We start from the raw sequence: 14,558 nt of genomic DNA, 5'->3' as shown, positions 1-14,558 counted from the left end.
AAAAAAAACGGGAGCCATCACAGCTCCCGTTCCACATCAAAGCAAGGACAAGCCTTGGTCCATTCCTCCGGTTCCACCACTCCGTCGCCGTCCAGGTCCGGGCTCAGGTCGCGATGCCCCACCACCCTTGTAATCGTGGGGAAATCCTCCTTCAGCACCCTCACCAGCACCCGCAGCGAGCGCTTCTGCAGCTCCGTCCGCGTGTCCGCCGGCCAGCCCTTCTCGTCCAGTCCCCCTTCGTAGGCTATGCCGATGCTCCGCGCGTTGTAGCCCCTGGCGTGCGCCCCCTCACGCTCCACCGGCCTCATGGTACAAATCTGACCGTCCCTGCGCACATAATAATGATACCCGCAACACTTGAACCCCCTTTTCCGGTGCATCCTCGTCAGCTCGGCAGGCGAGAGCGGGGAATCCGCCCTCGTAGCCGTGCAGTGGATGACAATCATGTCAATTTTTCTCATCACAATCCAGTTTTTTGCCGACCAGGATGCAAAGCAGACACTTCAGCACCCTGATTACAATCCATTTCACCCTTGTCACTCTCATCGTTGCCTCCTAAGATTAAGCCCCCATGCCGTCTTCTTCCTCATCTTTCTTGGCATACTTCACCGGCACCTTCTCGAACGCCAGGTTGTTGATGGCCTCCTGCATCACCGTGCCCGGACGGAACAGCACACGCACCTTCTCAATCAGCGAGTCGGAGAAAGTCTCTTCCGTGTCGGCCCCCTCGCCGCTCAGGCTCAGCTGCAACGAGCCCAGACCGCCCAGGCGCACGATTTCGCCGCCCTGCAAGCCTTCCGACACAATTTCCTCCATCGCCGTGAGCACCGCCATCACGTCGGCACGGGTCACGGTACACATCTGCTGGATACGTTCCGAAATCTCGCGGATGCCCATCTCGCCGCGTGCCTGCGACTGTGCATAATATTTCACTTCACCACTTTCACGGTCTGCCGGGTTCACACGTCCTACTACTGAATAAGTCACTGTCTTTTTCATAAATCAAACAATTAAGAGTTAATAGTTAATAGTTAAAAATTAAAAGCGAAAAGTCCAGAACAAAGAACAAAGACTGAAGAATCAATAAAACCAGGAAACGCGCGCCCATTCCTCATTATTCATTTTTCATTCTTCATTATTCATTATTTTTCGTTTCTGAGACAAAGATACGACCTCCCTTTCCCGGCAAGTAGAGATACGACGACCTGTGAAGACATTCGAAGAAAAAAAAATCCGCAACCCGTCAGAACAAGTCCACTTCCACGCTCGTGTTCGGCTGGCTCGCCTCCCCGTGACGGTTTTTCGCCACAATCAGCCCGCAGCGTTTCGGGTCGCCCCCACGCTCGTTGCGGTGCAGCATAATCACCAGGTCGGCATCCTGCTCAATGGCCCCGCTCTCGCGCAGATGCTTCAGTTCCGGCCGGTGGTCGAACGTCTGCTCCACCTGGCGGTTCAACTGGCTCGCCACGATGACCGGACACTCCAGCGAACGGGCCAGCGCCTTCAGCCGGCGCGAACACTCCGCCACCTCCTGCTCGCGGGTACGTCCCGTCCGGGCCACAGTGCCCAGCAGCTGCAGGTAGTCCACCACCACCAGATCCAGTCCCCAGCGCGACTTCACCGTCTGAGCCCCGGCACACAAGCGGTCGATGCTCACATACGGCGTGTCGTCCACCATCATCCGGCATTCCGCCACCTCGTCGCCCACGCGGCACAGGTCGTCCACCTCCTGCTCCGTCGTATATCCGCCCTTCACCTTCCGGTAAAGCTCCGGCGCCCGCATCATCAGCACCCGTTCGCCCACCTCCTCGCTCATCATCTCCAGCGTGTAGAAAAGCACCTTATACCCCTTTTCCGCCGCGTGCAAGGCAAACTTCAGCCCCAGCTGCGTCTTTCCCATCCCCGGCCTTCCCGCCGTGAAAATCAAGTTGCCCGGCTGCCATCCGCCCGTTATGCGGTCCAGTTCCGGAACCCCCGTCGGGATGCCCGTCACTCCGTTCACGCTCCGGCCCACCCGTTCCCTGATGCGCCCGCACGTCTTTTTCATCACCCCCTTCATGTCCAGCAGATGCTCCTCCAGCGGCGAATTCTCCTCCAGCTTCTCCAGGTCGGCCATGAGCCCCAGGAGCACCTCATACACATCCTGCGTCCGGTCGGTCACCTCGCCCAGCCGCCGCATCATGCATTCCGCGATGGAGCGTCTCAAATAAAACTCATACAACACCCGCACGTGCTCCCACAAGTGCGCCGAGCTGGCCAGGTTCGCCGTCTTGAGCGTCACCTCGTAGGCTCCGCCCGCCTCTTCCAGCTTGCCCATTGCCGCCAGCTCCTGCGTCACCATGATGATGTCAGGCTCCAGCCCCTTGGCCGACAGAGACTCGATGGCCCTCCATATATACCGGTGCTTCTGCTGGTAAAACATCTCCTCGCGCACAAATCCCTCCACCTCGTGAAGCGACACCGGCTCCAGCATGACCGCGCCCAGCACGGCATTTTCCACCTCTTCCGCATGCAACAGGTTCAATTCCAGACCTGTCATTTCCTTTTTCTTGAAATCCTTCTTTTCCATCACACATTCTTTTTTAAATAATCGTCAATATTTTCCGGCATCAGAAACGCCTTGTACTTCAAATAATTCGGGGCCGACTTCACGTACTGCACGTCGTTCAGCGAGCGGAAATAGCCCACCATGTTCTCCATGGCCATCCTCCGTTCGGCCCCCGTCATCCGCGCCCATTCCAGGGTTGTGGCATAATAGTCCGTGGCCTCCCGTCCCAGCAGTCCGTAATACTTTTTCCAGAAGGCATAGCAGTCCTTCCGCTCGCCCGTGGTGAGCGGCTGCCCCTTTCCGCCCGTCAGCGCCTCGTAGAAACACATCGTCAGTTTCGACTTCACGCCCGGCACCATTTCCAGTTCCACCACTCCCATCCTGCGCAAGTTGTAGAGGAAGCGCCTCACCAGCCACTGCGACCATTTGAAGCGTTCCGCCAGTTCGGCTGCGGTAAACACCAGCTGCCCTCTTTTCAGCCCCTCCTTCGGCTGGTCGCAGAACGCACTGTGCACGAACAGATACAGATACGCCTGCGCCAGTGTGAACGGCTGTTCCATGTTAAGCACTTCATTCAGCAAAGCCCTCGGCACCACCAGATAACCCTCGGTTCCGATTTTCGTAAACCTCGAGTACAAAAAGTTGTTAATTTTCATTTTGTTTATTTATTTTTAAGACGAAATATTCCCTACCATCGAAATGTGCTGTGTTTTTCTTTTTTGCAGATATATGTCACAAAACGATATGCCAAAAAAGATAATCAGTTCTATTTCGAACTTCAAAAAGCATTTTTGCAAACACTTTCATACAACGCGGAAACCAGTTGATTTCCGTTTGCGCTTGCAAAGATTGACAAACTTTTTCTAATACGAAAATATTTTTGGAGTTTTTTTCAAGAAAAATTTTACTTTGCGACAAGAGGCCCGCAGCTCCTCCGGCCGTCCGTTTTCCCCTCCGAAAAAACCTGCAAGGGTCCGCACAGAAGTCACCCCGAGTCAATTCGCTAACCCACAAGGCATTAACTTACGTATTAACAAATTTTGGGTCAGGGTTCGCTCACAGGGGCCCGCGCCCTCCATTATTATAATAATTAACTCCTCCATTTAAAAAGCCTGGAAATTTTGAGAGAAAGGCCGTAAAAGCCGCCTTGCGACTTTTTTTACGGCTCGCCTAAAAATTTTACGATGAGCGCCACTTCCGGCTTGAGATAAAACTTCCGGTTCTTGTCGTAGCCCGCCGCTTCGAGCGCCTTTTCCAGTTCCGCGCAATGCTTTATCCAGCGCGACAATCCCTGTAAAGCCCCCTTTTTGTCCGCCTGCGGAAAATAGAGCCGGGCCAGCTCGTTTTTGCGGTACACCCGGAGGCGGAAACCCGTCTCCTCGTCCGCGCCGGCCTCCCTGTTCAAGTTCTGTTGCATCCTGTTCATGTCATTATCCGTTTTTGATTTACAGTATAAATTTACTTATTTTCTGCCGGATAGACAAATTTTCAGTCCGGTTTTTCGGCCGATTTTCCCACTTTTTTCCGCCCTCCGGACCCCCGGAAAACGCCAGTACGTTTCCCTTCAAACGCCCGTGCGTTTTCCCCGAAACGCAAGTACGCTTTCTCCCAAACGCCAGTGCGTTTTGACACAAACACAAAGAGGTTCAGGCCATTCCCTGGCCATTTTTTTCAAAAATCCGTCATTTTTTGTTCAGACATCAAAAAAGAAGCAGAAAAGTGTCAAGAAACGTTGCACAACACCGAAATATACCCTATTTTTGCAGGGTTATTACTCACACTGTGGATTACCCTCCCGGAACAAGCCAACTGGGACAGGTAACGGCGAAGCACGCCCCACAGGCACCTATACATCATTAAAAAACAAATTAGTTACACAAGCGAATATGAGATTACACAAAATTGCCTGCCTGGCAGTGGCCTTGACCCTGACAGCCGGTTGCACTTCCTACAAGAAAGTGCCCTATCTGCAAGACCCTGAAGTGGTAAACAACTACGGAAAAGAGATTCCGCTCTACGATGCCAAGATCATGCCCAAGGACCTGTTGAGCATTACCATCAACACCACCGACCCGCAGGCATCCGCTCCGTTCAACCTGACGGTGCAGACCCCGCTGAACGCGGCGCTTACCAACATCAATACCACCACCCAGCCTACCCTCCAGCAGTATCTGGTGAACAACAAGGGTGAAATCGACTTCCCCGTGCTGGGACGTCTGAAGGTGGGCGGACTCACCAAGAACCAGGCGGAAGACCTGATTCGCGAGAGACTGACTTCTTACTTGAAAGAGGCCCCCATCGTGACGGTGCGTATGGCCAACTACAAGATTTCCGTGCTGGGTGAAGTGTCCCATCCGGGTACCTTCACCGTGAGCAACGAAAAGGTGAACGTGCTGGAAGCCCTGGCCATGGCGGGCGACATGACCGTGTATGGCGTGCGTACCAATGTGAAGCTGATTCGCGAGGATGCCGACGGCAAGCGCGAAATCAAGGAACTCGACCTGACGAAGAGCGACCTGGTGCTGTCGCCCTACTTCTACCTGCGGCAGAACGACATTCTCTATGTCACTCCGAACAAGACCAAGGCCAAGAACTCCGACATCGGTAACACCACCACCACGGTGATTTCGGCCACTTCCATTCTGGTGTCCATTGCCAGCTTGATTGTTAATATTCTCCGCTAACCCATTCTCAAACTTCTTATAGAAATTTCTGTTATGACTGAACAAACAACCTCCCATAATCTCACTCCGGAGAACCCGGAAGAAAAGCCTTTCAACCTTTACGAACTTATTTTCAAATACCTGGCCTACTGGCCCTGGTTCGTAGTCAGTGTGATAGCCTGCATGGTGCTGGCCTTTGTGTACCTGCGCTATCAGGCTCCGGTGTATAATGTAACCGCCAGCGTGCTGATTAAGGAAGAAGATTCCCGCAACCGCTCAATAGGAGCAGCAGGTGATGCCTTGGAAGCCCTACAGAGCATGGGCGGCTTTTCCATGAGTAATAACTTCGACAACGAAGTGGAAATCATGAAATCACGCACCCTAATTAAGAAAGTAGTCACCCATCTGGGGCTGTATATTTCCACCGGTGAAAAACGCTTTTTTGGCTATAATGCGCCTCTCTACAAAACTTCACCATTAGAAGTGTATATGTCACCTGAAGAAGCTGACAAACTGGAAGGAGGAATTAAACTACATCTTACCTATACCCCCGACAATCGACTGAATGCCAAAGCAGAATACATACTCAATGAAGAAAAAGAGGAAATTGAGAAGAGTTTCGACAAACTGCCGGTCGTCTTCCCAACCCCAGTCGGTGTAATTAGTGTAACAACAAAAGATTCTCTGTTGACTGAATGGCGAAAAGATAACGATGGCGAAATTAAATTAATTACAGCAATAAACTCTCCTACCGCCGTAGCCAAGGCATACGGAGAGATGCTAAACGTAGAATCTACCTCAAAAACAACCACCATTGCCCAGATAGCCGTAAAAAACACGAGTCGCCAACGCGCCATCGATTTTATCAACTGCCTGGTGGCCTTCTACAACCAAGACGCCAATGATGAAAAGAATGAGGTTGCCATGAAGTCGGCAGAATTTATTGAAGACCGCATCCAGATTATCAATCAGGAATTGGGAACTACCGAAACCCAGCTGGCCGACTTTAAACAAAAATCCGGCTTGACCGATTTGACCAGCGATGCCAAACTGGCCTTGGAAGAAAACTCGAAGTACGAACAAATGCGGATTGAAAATCAGACGCAAATCCGGCTGGTAGAATTTCTGCGCGAATATATCAATAATCCGGCTAATGCCCACGAAGTGATTCCTGCCAACGTAGGTTTACAGGATCAGGATTTAAGTAAACTAATTGACCAATACAACTCCATGCTGATTGAGCGCAAACGCCTGTTGCTCACCTCTTCCGAAACCAATCCGGCAGTGGTAAATATGAACACCGGCATTGAAGCTACCCGCCACAATGTGCAGACCACCGTAGCCAGCGTCTTGAAAGGACTTCAAATCACGAAGGCCGATTTGGAACGCCAAGCACGGAAGTATGAGGGCCGCATCAGCAGTGCGCCCCAGCAGGAAAAGGAATTTCTGAGCATTGCCCGCCAGCAGGAAATCAAGGCCCAGCTTTATATCATGCTGCTGCAGAAACGGGAAGAAAATGCCATCACCTTGGCAGCTACCGCGACTAATGGCCGTATCATTGAAGAAGCCTTGCCGGATAAATCTCCTGTTTCACCCCAAAAACAAATGATTGCGTTAGCTGCCCTTGTGTTCGGCCTTGCCATCCCGGTAGGTTTTGTGTACCTCCGCGACTTATTGAAATACAAGATTGAGAACCGTGAGGATGTGGAACGCATCACCACCGTAGGCATTCTGGCCGAATTGCCCAAATGCGCCACTCCCGAAAAAGGTGCCATTGTGATTCACGAAAACAAGAACGACATTATGGAAGAGACCTTCCGCGGCCTGCGTACCAATCTGCTCTTTATGCTGGGTAAAGACGACAAGGTCATTCTCTTCTCCTCTACCCAGCCGGGGGAAGGAAAATCTTTTGTGGCAGGTAATACGGCAGTCAGCCTCGCCTTCCTGGGCAAGAAAGTGATTGTGGTCGGTATGGATATCCGCAAGCCCGGTTTGAACAAGGTGTTCAACCTGAGCCGCCGCGCCGAAGGTATCACCAACTACCTGAGCGACCCCGACAATGTGAACCTGTTCGACATGATTCAGCGTTCCGACATCAGCCCGAATCTGGATATCCTGCCTGGTGGACCCGTACCTCCTAACCCGACCGAACTGGTAGCCCGCGATGTCTTGGTACACGCCATCGACCAGCTGAAATCCCGTTACGATTACGTAATTTTGGATACTGCTCCAATTGGTATGGTGACCGATACCGCCATCATTGGCCGTGTAGCCGATATGTGCGTCTATGTCTGCCGTGCCGATGTCACACCCAAAGCCGGTTACGAATACATCAATGTATTGAAAAACGAACATAAGTTCCCGAAACTGGCTACCGTCATCAATGGTATTGATATGAGTAAGCGTAAGAATAGTTACGGATATGGATATGGTAAGAAATATGGTTATGGGAAAGGATATGGATACGGATATGGATATGGATATGGATATGGATATGAAGCAAAAGGAAAAAAGAACCAACAACATAAATAAGAGAAAAAACAGTTTTTCCATCTAAACTCTCAAAATAGAATGCTAACTAAAACAATCAATGAATCAAAATACTTCTGTTAATAACAAGCGCATAGCCAAGAATACACTACTACTCTACATCCGCATGTTTATTACAATGGCGATAGGGTTATTCACCTCGCGTGTTGTCTTAAACGTGCTTGGAGTATCTGATTATGGAATCTACAATGTAGTAGGAGGCGTAATAACCATGGCCTCTTTTTTAAATAGCGCAATGGTTGCTTCCACCCAAAGATTCATATCATTTGAATTAGGCAGAGGAAATATAATGCGCTTGAGCAGGATATTCTGCACTTCCATAAATATTCATGCTGCAATAGCTTTTATTTCTGTAATTTTAGGTGAGACTTTAGGTTTGTGGTTTGTAAACACCCAACTAAACCTACCAGTAGAACGTATGTACGCTGTTAATTGGGTATATCAATGTTCAATTTTAACTTTTATATTTACTGTCATCAGTGTACCATACAATGCATGTATTGTTGCTCATGAAAAAATGAACGTGTACGCATATATCAGTATTTTTGAAGTCATAATGAAACTTGTAATTGTCTATGCATTACTCGTTTCCTCCATAGATAAACTTATTTTGTATGCCATTTTATTAGCTTTCGTTGCCATTACCGTCCGATTTTTATATTCAATGTATTGCCAACGAAAATTTGAAGAATGTAAATATCAATTTACTTTTGATATGGAACTATCAAAACAAATGTTCTCATTTGCAGGATGGAGTGTATTAGGCAACATGGGAGTCTCATTAAAAGATCAAATATCAAATATTATTTTAAACTTATTTTTTGGACCCACCGTCAATGCGGCTCGAGGGATAGGAATAAATGTTTCTTCACTAATAAATACTTTTTCCACAAATTTTGCTATGGCTATAAACCCACAAATAACCAAACAATACGCCAGAGGGAATTTACATGAAAGCCAGAAACTTGTTTATGCGGGTGCAAGATTCACTTTTTTCCTGTTAAGTGTAATTTCTATTCCTGTGATTGTAAATATAGATTATTTGTTGAAGTTATGGCTTGGAATTGTTCCTGAATATACTTCCGCTTTTATGGTGTTATCCATATTAGCGTGCTTACTTTATTCATTATCGGGCTCTGTGACTACAGCTATTCAAGCAACTGGAAATATAAAATGGTTTCAGATTGGAGTGTCTATCATTATGTTTTCTGAATTACCTGTCGCTTACATTCTACTACAACTTGGATGTAAGCCCTATACCGTAATGTATCCTACAATTTTAACTTATACAATAGCCGTTTTCTTCCGATTTTTCCTACTTCATCGGATAATACCTTCGTACAATATCCACACATATCTGTTTGATGTTGTTCTACGGTGCATTTTGATATTCTTAACAAGTTGGGGTATCTCACAATCTATAGCTGATAATCTTACCGACAATCTACCCAATTTGCTTATTACGACTTCTAGCTCTTTTATCATCACTGCTTTACTTGTTCTATTTTGTGGACTGAAAAAGAATGAACGTAGTATGCTAATTCAAAAAATAAGGAATATAAAGTTTAAATAAATTAACATGCTTAAGTCCTCTAAACAAGATAGTTTTGTCTTACAATTCTTTCTGCTCATTCTTGCATGTACGAGTATCTATGGTATTTATGAATATGTAGGTGGAGTTTTATCAGGAAAACTGATTTGGTTTTCTGCTTTGTTTATAATTTATTTTTATTTGAAAAAATATAAAATACCTACTACTTCAATGGTTTATATTTTATCAATAGTAATAGGTTTCTTTTTTCAAAAGATGGCACATGTCTCTACTGAAGACTCTTTCAATAACACTATTTTAATCCGCATAATTCCTGTTATGCTTTTAGCTGCTGCCCAACAACAAGCGAGAATTCCAAGACCTCTCATATTTTTATTTTTTATATTTTTCTTTGTGGAATGTAGCATTGCGTTATATGAAAAAGCCACATTAACACATTTTATTAATTACAAAAGTGCGGAAAATAATGCGGCAACTTCAGCAATCATGTTAGATGAGTCTACATTTAGAAGTTTTTCTTTAATGTTTCATCCTCTTTACAATGCAAATACTATTTCTATAATCTTGGGGTTTTTATTATGTTCAAATTTTATAAAACCAATATACAAATATTTTCTGATTTTTATGGGTCTTGCTTCCTTATGGGCATTTAACTCAAGAGGCGCTTTAATTATATGGGGAATAATTTTAGTTTATAGAACAATCTTATATAAAGCTAAAATATGGTATATCTTGGTGATAGTAGGTATCTTATATTTCGCATTACCACCATTAATAGAATGGATTGCGTATTCTGGACTACTGGGAAGATTAACAGATTTTGACTTTTCGGATAGTTCAACAATTACTCGTTTTGAAGCCTTTGATACCTTTTTTAACAGGCAATGGTCTCTTTATGAAATCTTATTTGGAGGACAAAAGATATGCTACCCGGGAACAGACCTATTATTGGAGAATGGTATTTTACTTGATCTTGGATATTGGGGTTTCATCGTAGGAACAATAAAAGTAGTTTGCGAAATTATGATAACATATCATGCCGTAATTAATTATAATTTACGTGATAGAATCCTTATAATGATAGCAACCTGGGGAGTAGCATTTATGAATAACAATTCATTTCAAACATGGTTAATGGTCATGTTTGTGATAGCATGTGTTGCTTTAAATAATTACATGCCGTATAGGATGGTTTCAAAGAATAATAGATAAACATAAAAAATTTGAACTTATAACATGAATATTTTTTTTTATATCCAGCATGTAATGACACGTCTGTCACAGTTTTCTTTTAAAGTCTTTTTTAAAGTTATACAGAAACCTTTTTACAATGCAAGTTATAATTATGAAAACAAATTTTCGTGCCATGGACTCCTAATAAATAGTTCTATAAGACTTAGCGGAAAAGGAAATAGGATTATGATAGAAGATGGCGTTATTCTAAAAAATGTAAAAATTAAAGTATCAGGTAAGAATAACTCACTTGTTATTTGTAAAAATGTAAAATTTTATAATAAGTCAATAATATTGATAGAAAACGAAAATAACATGTTAGAAATTGGTAGAGATTCCGATTTTCAAGGATGTTCCTTCATTTTAAGAGAATACGATACAAAAGTAACAATTGGAAAGGACTGTATGTTTTCATCAAATATATTTGTACGCAACGGCGACTCACATACTATCTATAACGCTCATGGAGTTAAAATTAATTATGCTAAGGATGTGAAGATTGGGGATAAGGTATGGATTGGCTATGGGGCGACAATTTTAAAAGGTAGTGTTATTGGCAATAATTCAATAATTGGGACACAAAGTGTTGTTGCTGGATTAAAAGTCCCGAATGGAAGCATAGTAGCTGGAAATCCAGCAAGAATATTAAAACAAGAAATATATTGGGGAAGAGAACGAATTAAATAAATTCATATTATTGATGCTTATGAATGTTATAAAACTCATGTTTACCGATTTCTCTAGATGGAGTAAATTCCGCACAGAATTGATGGGAATAACAATGTGTGGCATTATTATTGACCATATAATGGGGCGGTTAAATGCCCACAATGTAGTCTTGGATTTTATTTCCAAAGTCTTACATGTAGAAACTTTTCTTTTATTATCAGGCTTCGGACTGTTTTATTCCATGAATAAAGGATGTAAGATTATCCCTTTCTATCTTAAGAGATTTCAGCGTGTTTTATTTCCATTTATGGTAATGGTCTCACCATATCTGATATATGAATTCTTTATCGAGAAATATTCGTTATTGAGATTATTTCTTAAGGTAACAAGTTTGGACTTTTGGTTTAATGGCAATTATATTGGAGCATGGTATGTGGCTTTTTCTTTAGTTCTTTATTTGCTTTTTCCTATTTTTTATAAATGTGTGAACAGGAAAAGATTATTATTTTCTTCAATAAACACTCTTGTCTTAATATTTACTCTCATTGCAGTAAATATTTTAATTGAATATTATTTTCCCCTAAAATATTCTCAAATTGAAATAGCATTAAGACATTCTCCCATCTTCATTGTTGGAATTTATATTGCGAGATTTTCTCTTGGAAATATTAGCAAAAAAACTATTGCATTATATTGGTGCGGAGTTGTCTTCATTATATTGATATTAAAACTATTAACATTGAAATATGGAGAATGGATTAGTGGTTCTTATTACAGTGATATGAAACAGTTATTTTATTTACCATTAATTTCAATGATATTCTTTTTGCTATATAAGTTTAATTTGGAAAACATACTAATGAAAGGTTTTAGATGGATGGGGCAGTATTCATTGGAAATTTACATACTTCACATTGTTGTTTACAGATTCGCTGTAAGTCTTACAGGATACCAATATTTGGAAAATATCGTAGGTGACACTGCTGCTGTATTATCGACTGTAATAGTGTCTTTAATAATTTGCGTTCCCATACATAATTTTATAGAAAAATTAAAAAGTAAAATATGAAAGAAGAAAATTTTAATATAACGTGCAGTACTGATGACAAGTATGTCCAACATTGTATGGTTATGCTTTGTTCACTTTTTGAAAATAATACAGAGAAAAATTTTTTCGTACACATCTTAATAAATTGTTTATCGGAGAATAATCAAGAGCAATTACGTTCACTTGCTACTCGTTATGGTAATGAGGTCTATTTCTACAAAGTAAACGAAAATATTTTAGATGGAGTGAAGTTTAGAAATAAACGTCCATTAACAAAGGCTGCTTATTACAGACTATTATTACCGTCAATTCTCTCAGAACTGAAAACCGTTTTATATTTAGATTGCGATATTGTTGTATTGGGAGATGTCAGTGAGCTATTTCACATTGATTTATCAGACTTTGCATTGGCTGCCTGTTTAGATCCTATGCCGTTTTCGGATACTCATCGTCGTCAAATTAACCATCCTGTTGGTACAAAAACTTTTTGCTCAGGAATGATGTATATAAATCTTGATTATTGGCGTAGTCATGACAGCGAAAGGAAATGTCTGGACTTTGCAAAAAAAGAACGAACGCCAGTATACCTACACGATCAAGATGTGTTCAATTACGTTTTTAGAGATCAATGGTTTCTATTGCCTCCCAAATGGAATGTATCGCCAATGGCAAAAAATATTTTTTGGGAAGGTTATAAGATGTTTGATTACGTAGAGTATTATACTCAACCACAAATATATCATTATTGTGCCCATATAAAACCATGGCAGAATCTTATGTCTTTAAAAAGAAGTTACTACTTAAAATACCTTAAATTATCAGGCTTTAAATCTCCCAAAATTGAAGAAACGACCTTAAAGGAAAAATTGAAAGCCTTGTTTTGGTGCATCGATGTAGTTTACTGGAAAAATATAGATCCCTATTTACCTTTCATTATTTCAGGCTTGATTAAAGAATTCATAAATATGTACAGATTGATGAAAATTTGCCTTTTTAAAATAACAAACAATAGACAAAAATGGATAAATCAAGTAAAATATTTTAGATATGAAAAATTCTTAAGATAATTAACATTAATAATAGGCATAAATACATACGAAATGTAACAATTAATATACAATGAGACTTTTATTTGACTTCATCACTACCCAACATTTCATAGGTGGCGCCGCAGAGTATATACGCAAAGTGTTTTATTCTCTCTTAAAAGAAAGTAAAGTATCAACATCGGAAATAACTTTTTATGGCTTAATAGACTCTTCAATAGGGAAATATGCTTATGATGATTTTTCTCCTAAAGCTTTACAAGCTTTAGGAATTTATGTCATTGACATTAAAAACCATACGTTGGCAGAGATTATTCAAATAAATAAAATTGACAAGGTTTTTATTGGTGCAGGGCAATATTGGACAAAATATGATGTGAAAAGTTTGACATGTCCAGTTATTTGTGTTATACACGACTTATGTGATGAAGAATATTTTTATAATAAGTTATCTCATTTAATATTCTTCCAACACATTATTAAATATATGCTTTTCAAAATTCGTATTCTTCTTAGTGGAGGTAAGCCACGGAGGATTAAAGGAGTTGAGTGCCTATTAAAGACATTAATATCCAACCCAAATGCGAAAATAATAACGGTGTCAAACTTCTCAAAATATTCAATAAAATACTTTTATGATATCCCTGACAATAAAATATCCGTGTTATATAGTCCGCATCGTATTTCAAACTTAAATAACAACATAGAAAATGAAGTATTAAGAGAATTGATAAAAAGCAAAAAGAGATATTATCTGATGATAAGTGCTAATAGAAAAAATAAAAATGCTTATAAAACAATTGCTGCTTTTAAGCGTTTTGCCGAAAATGATGGTTATAACAGTTTACTTATCACTGTAGGTTATCCCAAATCCGAGTATACCAATCATGTCGTTCTTCCATATTTGAGTGAATCAGATTTAGCTAATGCTATGAAATATTGTTATGCATTTATATTTCCTTCTTTTTTTGAAGGCTTTGGTTATCCCCCCCTTGAGGCTATGATGTATGGTAAGCCAATATTATGTTCAAATGTAACATCTATTCCTGAAATTGTAGGCGATGCATCCATATCATTTTCACCATTCTATACATCAGACATATATAGGGCTTTATGCTCATTAAATGAATTAAATTACAATGAGGTTGCTGAAAAATCAAAAAAGCGATATGACATCATAAGTCTAAAACAACAAAAAGATTTGCAAAAACTTTTAGATTTAATACTTCAGCGTAATAAATGACTTTTG

Annotated in this window: 13 protein-coding genes and 1 pseudogene; 8 read left to right on the top strand and 6 right to left on the bottom strand. The window is 41.9% G+C overall.

Annotation, left to right across the window (positions count from 1 at the left end):
- Positions 1 to 17 precede the first annotated feature (17 nt).
- The 6 genes and pseudogenes from OIM59_RS05770 to OIM59_RS05750 all read right to left on the bottom strand — a co-directional run bounded on the left by OIM59_RS05770 (position 18) and on the right by OIM59_RS05750 (position 3,974).
- On the bottom strand, positions 18 to 461 hold the full coding sequence (locus tag OIM59_RS05770; protein WP_299168563.1) for an N-acetylmuramoyl-L-alanine amidase: 444 nt from the start codon (positions 459 to 461) through the stop codon (positions 18 to 20).
- A 100-nt stretch (positions 462 to 561) separates the two neighbouring features.
- Positions 562 to 999 carry an HU family DNA-binding protein gene (locus OIM59_RS05765; RefSeq protein ID WP_299168565.1) on the bottom strand — a complete coding sequence of 146 codons (438 nt, stop codon included), beginning with the start codon at positions 997 to 999 and terminating at the stop codon, positions 562 to 564.
- Positions 1,000 to 1,243: 244 nt separating this feature from the next.
- Positions 1,244 to 2,047, bottom strand: a complete 804-nt coding sequence (locus tag OIM59_RS05760) for a DnaB-like helicase C-terminal domain-containing protein (protein WP_303895651.1) — start codon at positions 2,045 to 2,047, stop codon at positions 1,244 to 1,246.
- 177 nt (positions 2,048 to 2,224) lie between these two features.
- A pseudogene (locus OIM59_RS18695) lies at positions 2,225 to 2,539 on the bottom strand (DnaB-like helicase N-terminal domain-containing protein); the annotation flags it as partial.
- 29 nt (positions 2,540 to 2,568) lie between these two features.
- Entirely contained in the window at positions 2,569 to 3,204 is a 636-nt protein-coding gene (locus OIM59_RS05755) for a hypothetical protein (RefSeq protein ID WP_303895649.1), read from the bottom strand.
- A gap of 503 nt (positions 3,205 to 3,707) precedes the next feature.
- Complete coding sequence (locus tag OIM59_RS05750; RefSeq protein ID WP_299168569.1) at positions 3,708 to 3,974, bottom strand: DUF4248 domain-containing protein; 267 nt, start codon at positions 3,972 to 3,974, stop codon at positions 3,708 to 3,710.
- A 460-nt stretch (positions 3,975 to 4,434) separates the two neighbouring features.
- Between OIM59_RS05750 and OIM59_RS05745 the strand changes: the two genes are divergently transcribed.
- The 8 genes from OIM59_RS05745 to OIM59_RS05710 all read left to right on the top strand — a co-directional run bounded on the left by OIM59_RS05745 (position 4,435) and on the right by OIM59_RS05710 (position 14,552).
- Positions 4,435 to 5,232, top strand: a complete 798-nt coding sequence (locus OIM59_RS05745; RefSeq protein ID WP_303895646.1) for a polysaccharide biosynthesis/export family protein — start codon at positions 4,435 to 4,437, stop codon at positions 5,230 to 5,232.
- Between the two features lie 33 nt (positions 5,233 to 5,265).
- Positions 5,266 to 7,743, top strand: a complete 2,478-nt coding sequence (locus tag OIM59_RS05740; RefSeq protein ID WP_303895644.1) for a polysaccharide biosynthesis tyrosine autokinase — start codon at positions 5,266 to 5,268, stop codon at positions 7,741 to 7,743.
- A gap of 58 nt (positions 7,744 to 7,801) precedes the next feature.
- Complete coding sequence (locus OIM59_RS05735) at positions 7,802 to 9,334, top strand: lipopolysaccharide biosynthesis protein (RefSeq protein WP_303895642.1); 1,533 nt, start codon at positions 7,802 to 7,804, stop codon at positions 9,332 to 9,334.
- Positions 9,335 to 9,340: 6 nt separating this feature from the next.
- Positions 9,341 to 10,525, top strand: a complete 1,185-nt coding sequence (locus tag OIM59_RS05730; RefSeq protein ID WP_303895641.1) for a hypothetical protein — start codon at positions 9,341 to 9,343, stop codon at positions 10,523 to 10,525.
- Positions 10,526 to 10,732: 207 nt separating this feature from the next.
- Positions 10,733 to 11,233, top strand: a complete 501-nt coding sequence (locus tag OIM59_RS05725) for an acyltransferase (protein WP_303895639.1) — start codon at positions 10,733 to 10,735, stop codon at positions 11,231 to 11,233.
- Between the two features lie 19 nt (positions 11,234 to 11,252).
- Entirely contained in the window at positions 11,253 to 12,284 is a 1,032-nt protein-coding gene (locus tag OIM59_RS05720; RefSeq protein WP_303895637.1) for an acyltransferase family protein, read from the top strand.
- Positions 12,281 to 13,330, top strand: coding sequence for a glycosyltransferase family 8 protein (locus OIM59_RS05715; protein ID WP_303895635.1), 1,050 nt, complete (start codon positions 12,281 to 12,283; stop codon positions 13,328 to 13,330). The genes OIM59_RS05720 and OIM59_RS05715 overlap by 4 nt, the downstream gene beginning before the upstream one ends.
- Positions 13,331 to 13,382: 52 nt before the next feature.
- Entirely contained in the window at positions 13,383 to 14,552 is a 1,170-nt protein-coding gene (locus OIM59_RS05710; protein WP_303895633.1) for a glycosyltransferase, read from the top strand.
- Positions 14,553 to 14,558: the final 6 nt, after the last annotated feature.

The organism is Bacteroides mediterraneensis, assembly GCF_025993685.1.
GTDB lineage: Bacteria > Bacteroidota > Bacteroidia > Bacteroidales > Bacteroidaceae > Phocaeicola > Phocaeicola mediterraneensis_A.
The sequence above is the reverse complement of the archived record's forward strand: the minus strand, read 5'-3'. Positions and strand labels throughout refer to the sequence as shown.

What these genes read in the sequence shown, in the direction of transcription:
- OIM59_RS05715 (WP_303895635.1), top strand. Translation starts at nt 12,281, where the DNA reads ATGAAAGAAGAAAATTTTAATATAACGTGCAGTACTGATGACAAGTAT.
- OIM59_RS05740 (WP_303895644.1), top strand. Translation starts at nt 5,266, where the DNA reads ATGACTGAACAAACAACCTCCCATAATCTCACTCCGGAGAACCCGGAA.
- OIM59_RS05755 (WP_303895649.1), bottom strand. Translation starts at nt 3,204, where the DNA reads ATGAAAATTAACAACTTTTTGTACTCGAGGTTTACGAAAATCGGAACC.
- OIM59_RS05710 (WP_303895633.1), top strand. Translation starts at nt 13,383, where the DNA reads ATGAGACTTTTATTTGACTTCATCACTACCCAACATTTCATAGGTGGC.
- OIM59_RS05750 (WP_299168569.1), bottom strand. Translation starts at nt 3,974, where the DNA reads ATGAACAGGATGCAACAGAACTTGAACAGGGAGGCCGGCGCGGACGAG.
- OIM59_RS05735 (WP_303895642.1), top strand. Translation starts at nt 7,802, where the DNA reads ATGAATCAAAATACTTCTGTTAATAACAAGCGCATAGCCAAGAATACA.
- OIM59_RS05760 (WP_303895651.1), bottom strand. Translation starts at nt 2,047, where the DNA reads ATGAAAAAGACGTGCGGGCGCATCAGGGAACGGGTGGGCCGGAGCGTG.
- OIM59_RS05725 (WP_303895639.1), top strand. Translation starts at nt 10,733, where the DNA reads ATGATAGAAGATGGCGTTATTCTAAAAAATGTAAAAATTAAAGTATCA.
- OIM59_RS05765 (WP_299168565.1), bottom strand. Translation starts at nt 999, where the DNA reads ATGAAAAAGACAGTGACTTATTCAGTAGTAGGACGTGTGAACCCGGCA.
- OIM59_RS05770 (WP_299168563.1), bottom strand. Translation starts at nt 461, where the DNA reads ATGAGAAAAATTGACATGATTGTCATCCACTGCACGGCTACGAGGGCG.
- OIM59_RS05745 (WP_303895646.1), top strand. Translation starts at nt 4,435, where the DNA reads ATGAGATTACACAAAATTGCCTGCCTGGCAGTGGCCTTGACCCTGACA.
- OIM59_RS05730 (WP_303895641.1), top strand. Translation starts at nt 9,341, where the DNA reads ATGCTTAAGTCCTCTAAACAAGATAGTTTTGTCTTACAATTCTTTCTG.
- OIM59_RS05720 (WP_303895637.1), top strand. Translation starts at nt 11,253, where the DNA reads ATGAATGTTATAAAACTCATGTTTACCGATTTCTCTAGATGGAGTAAA.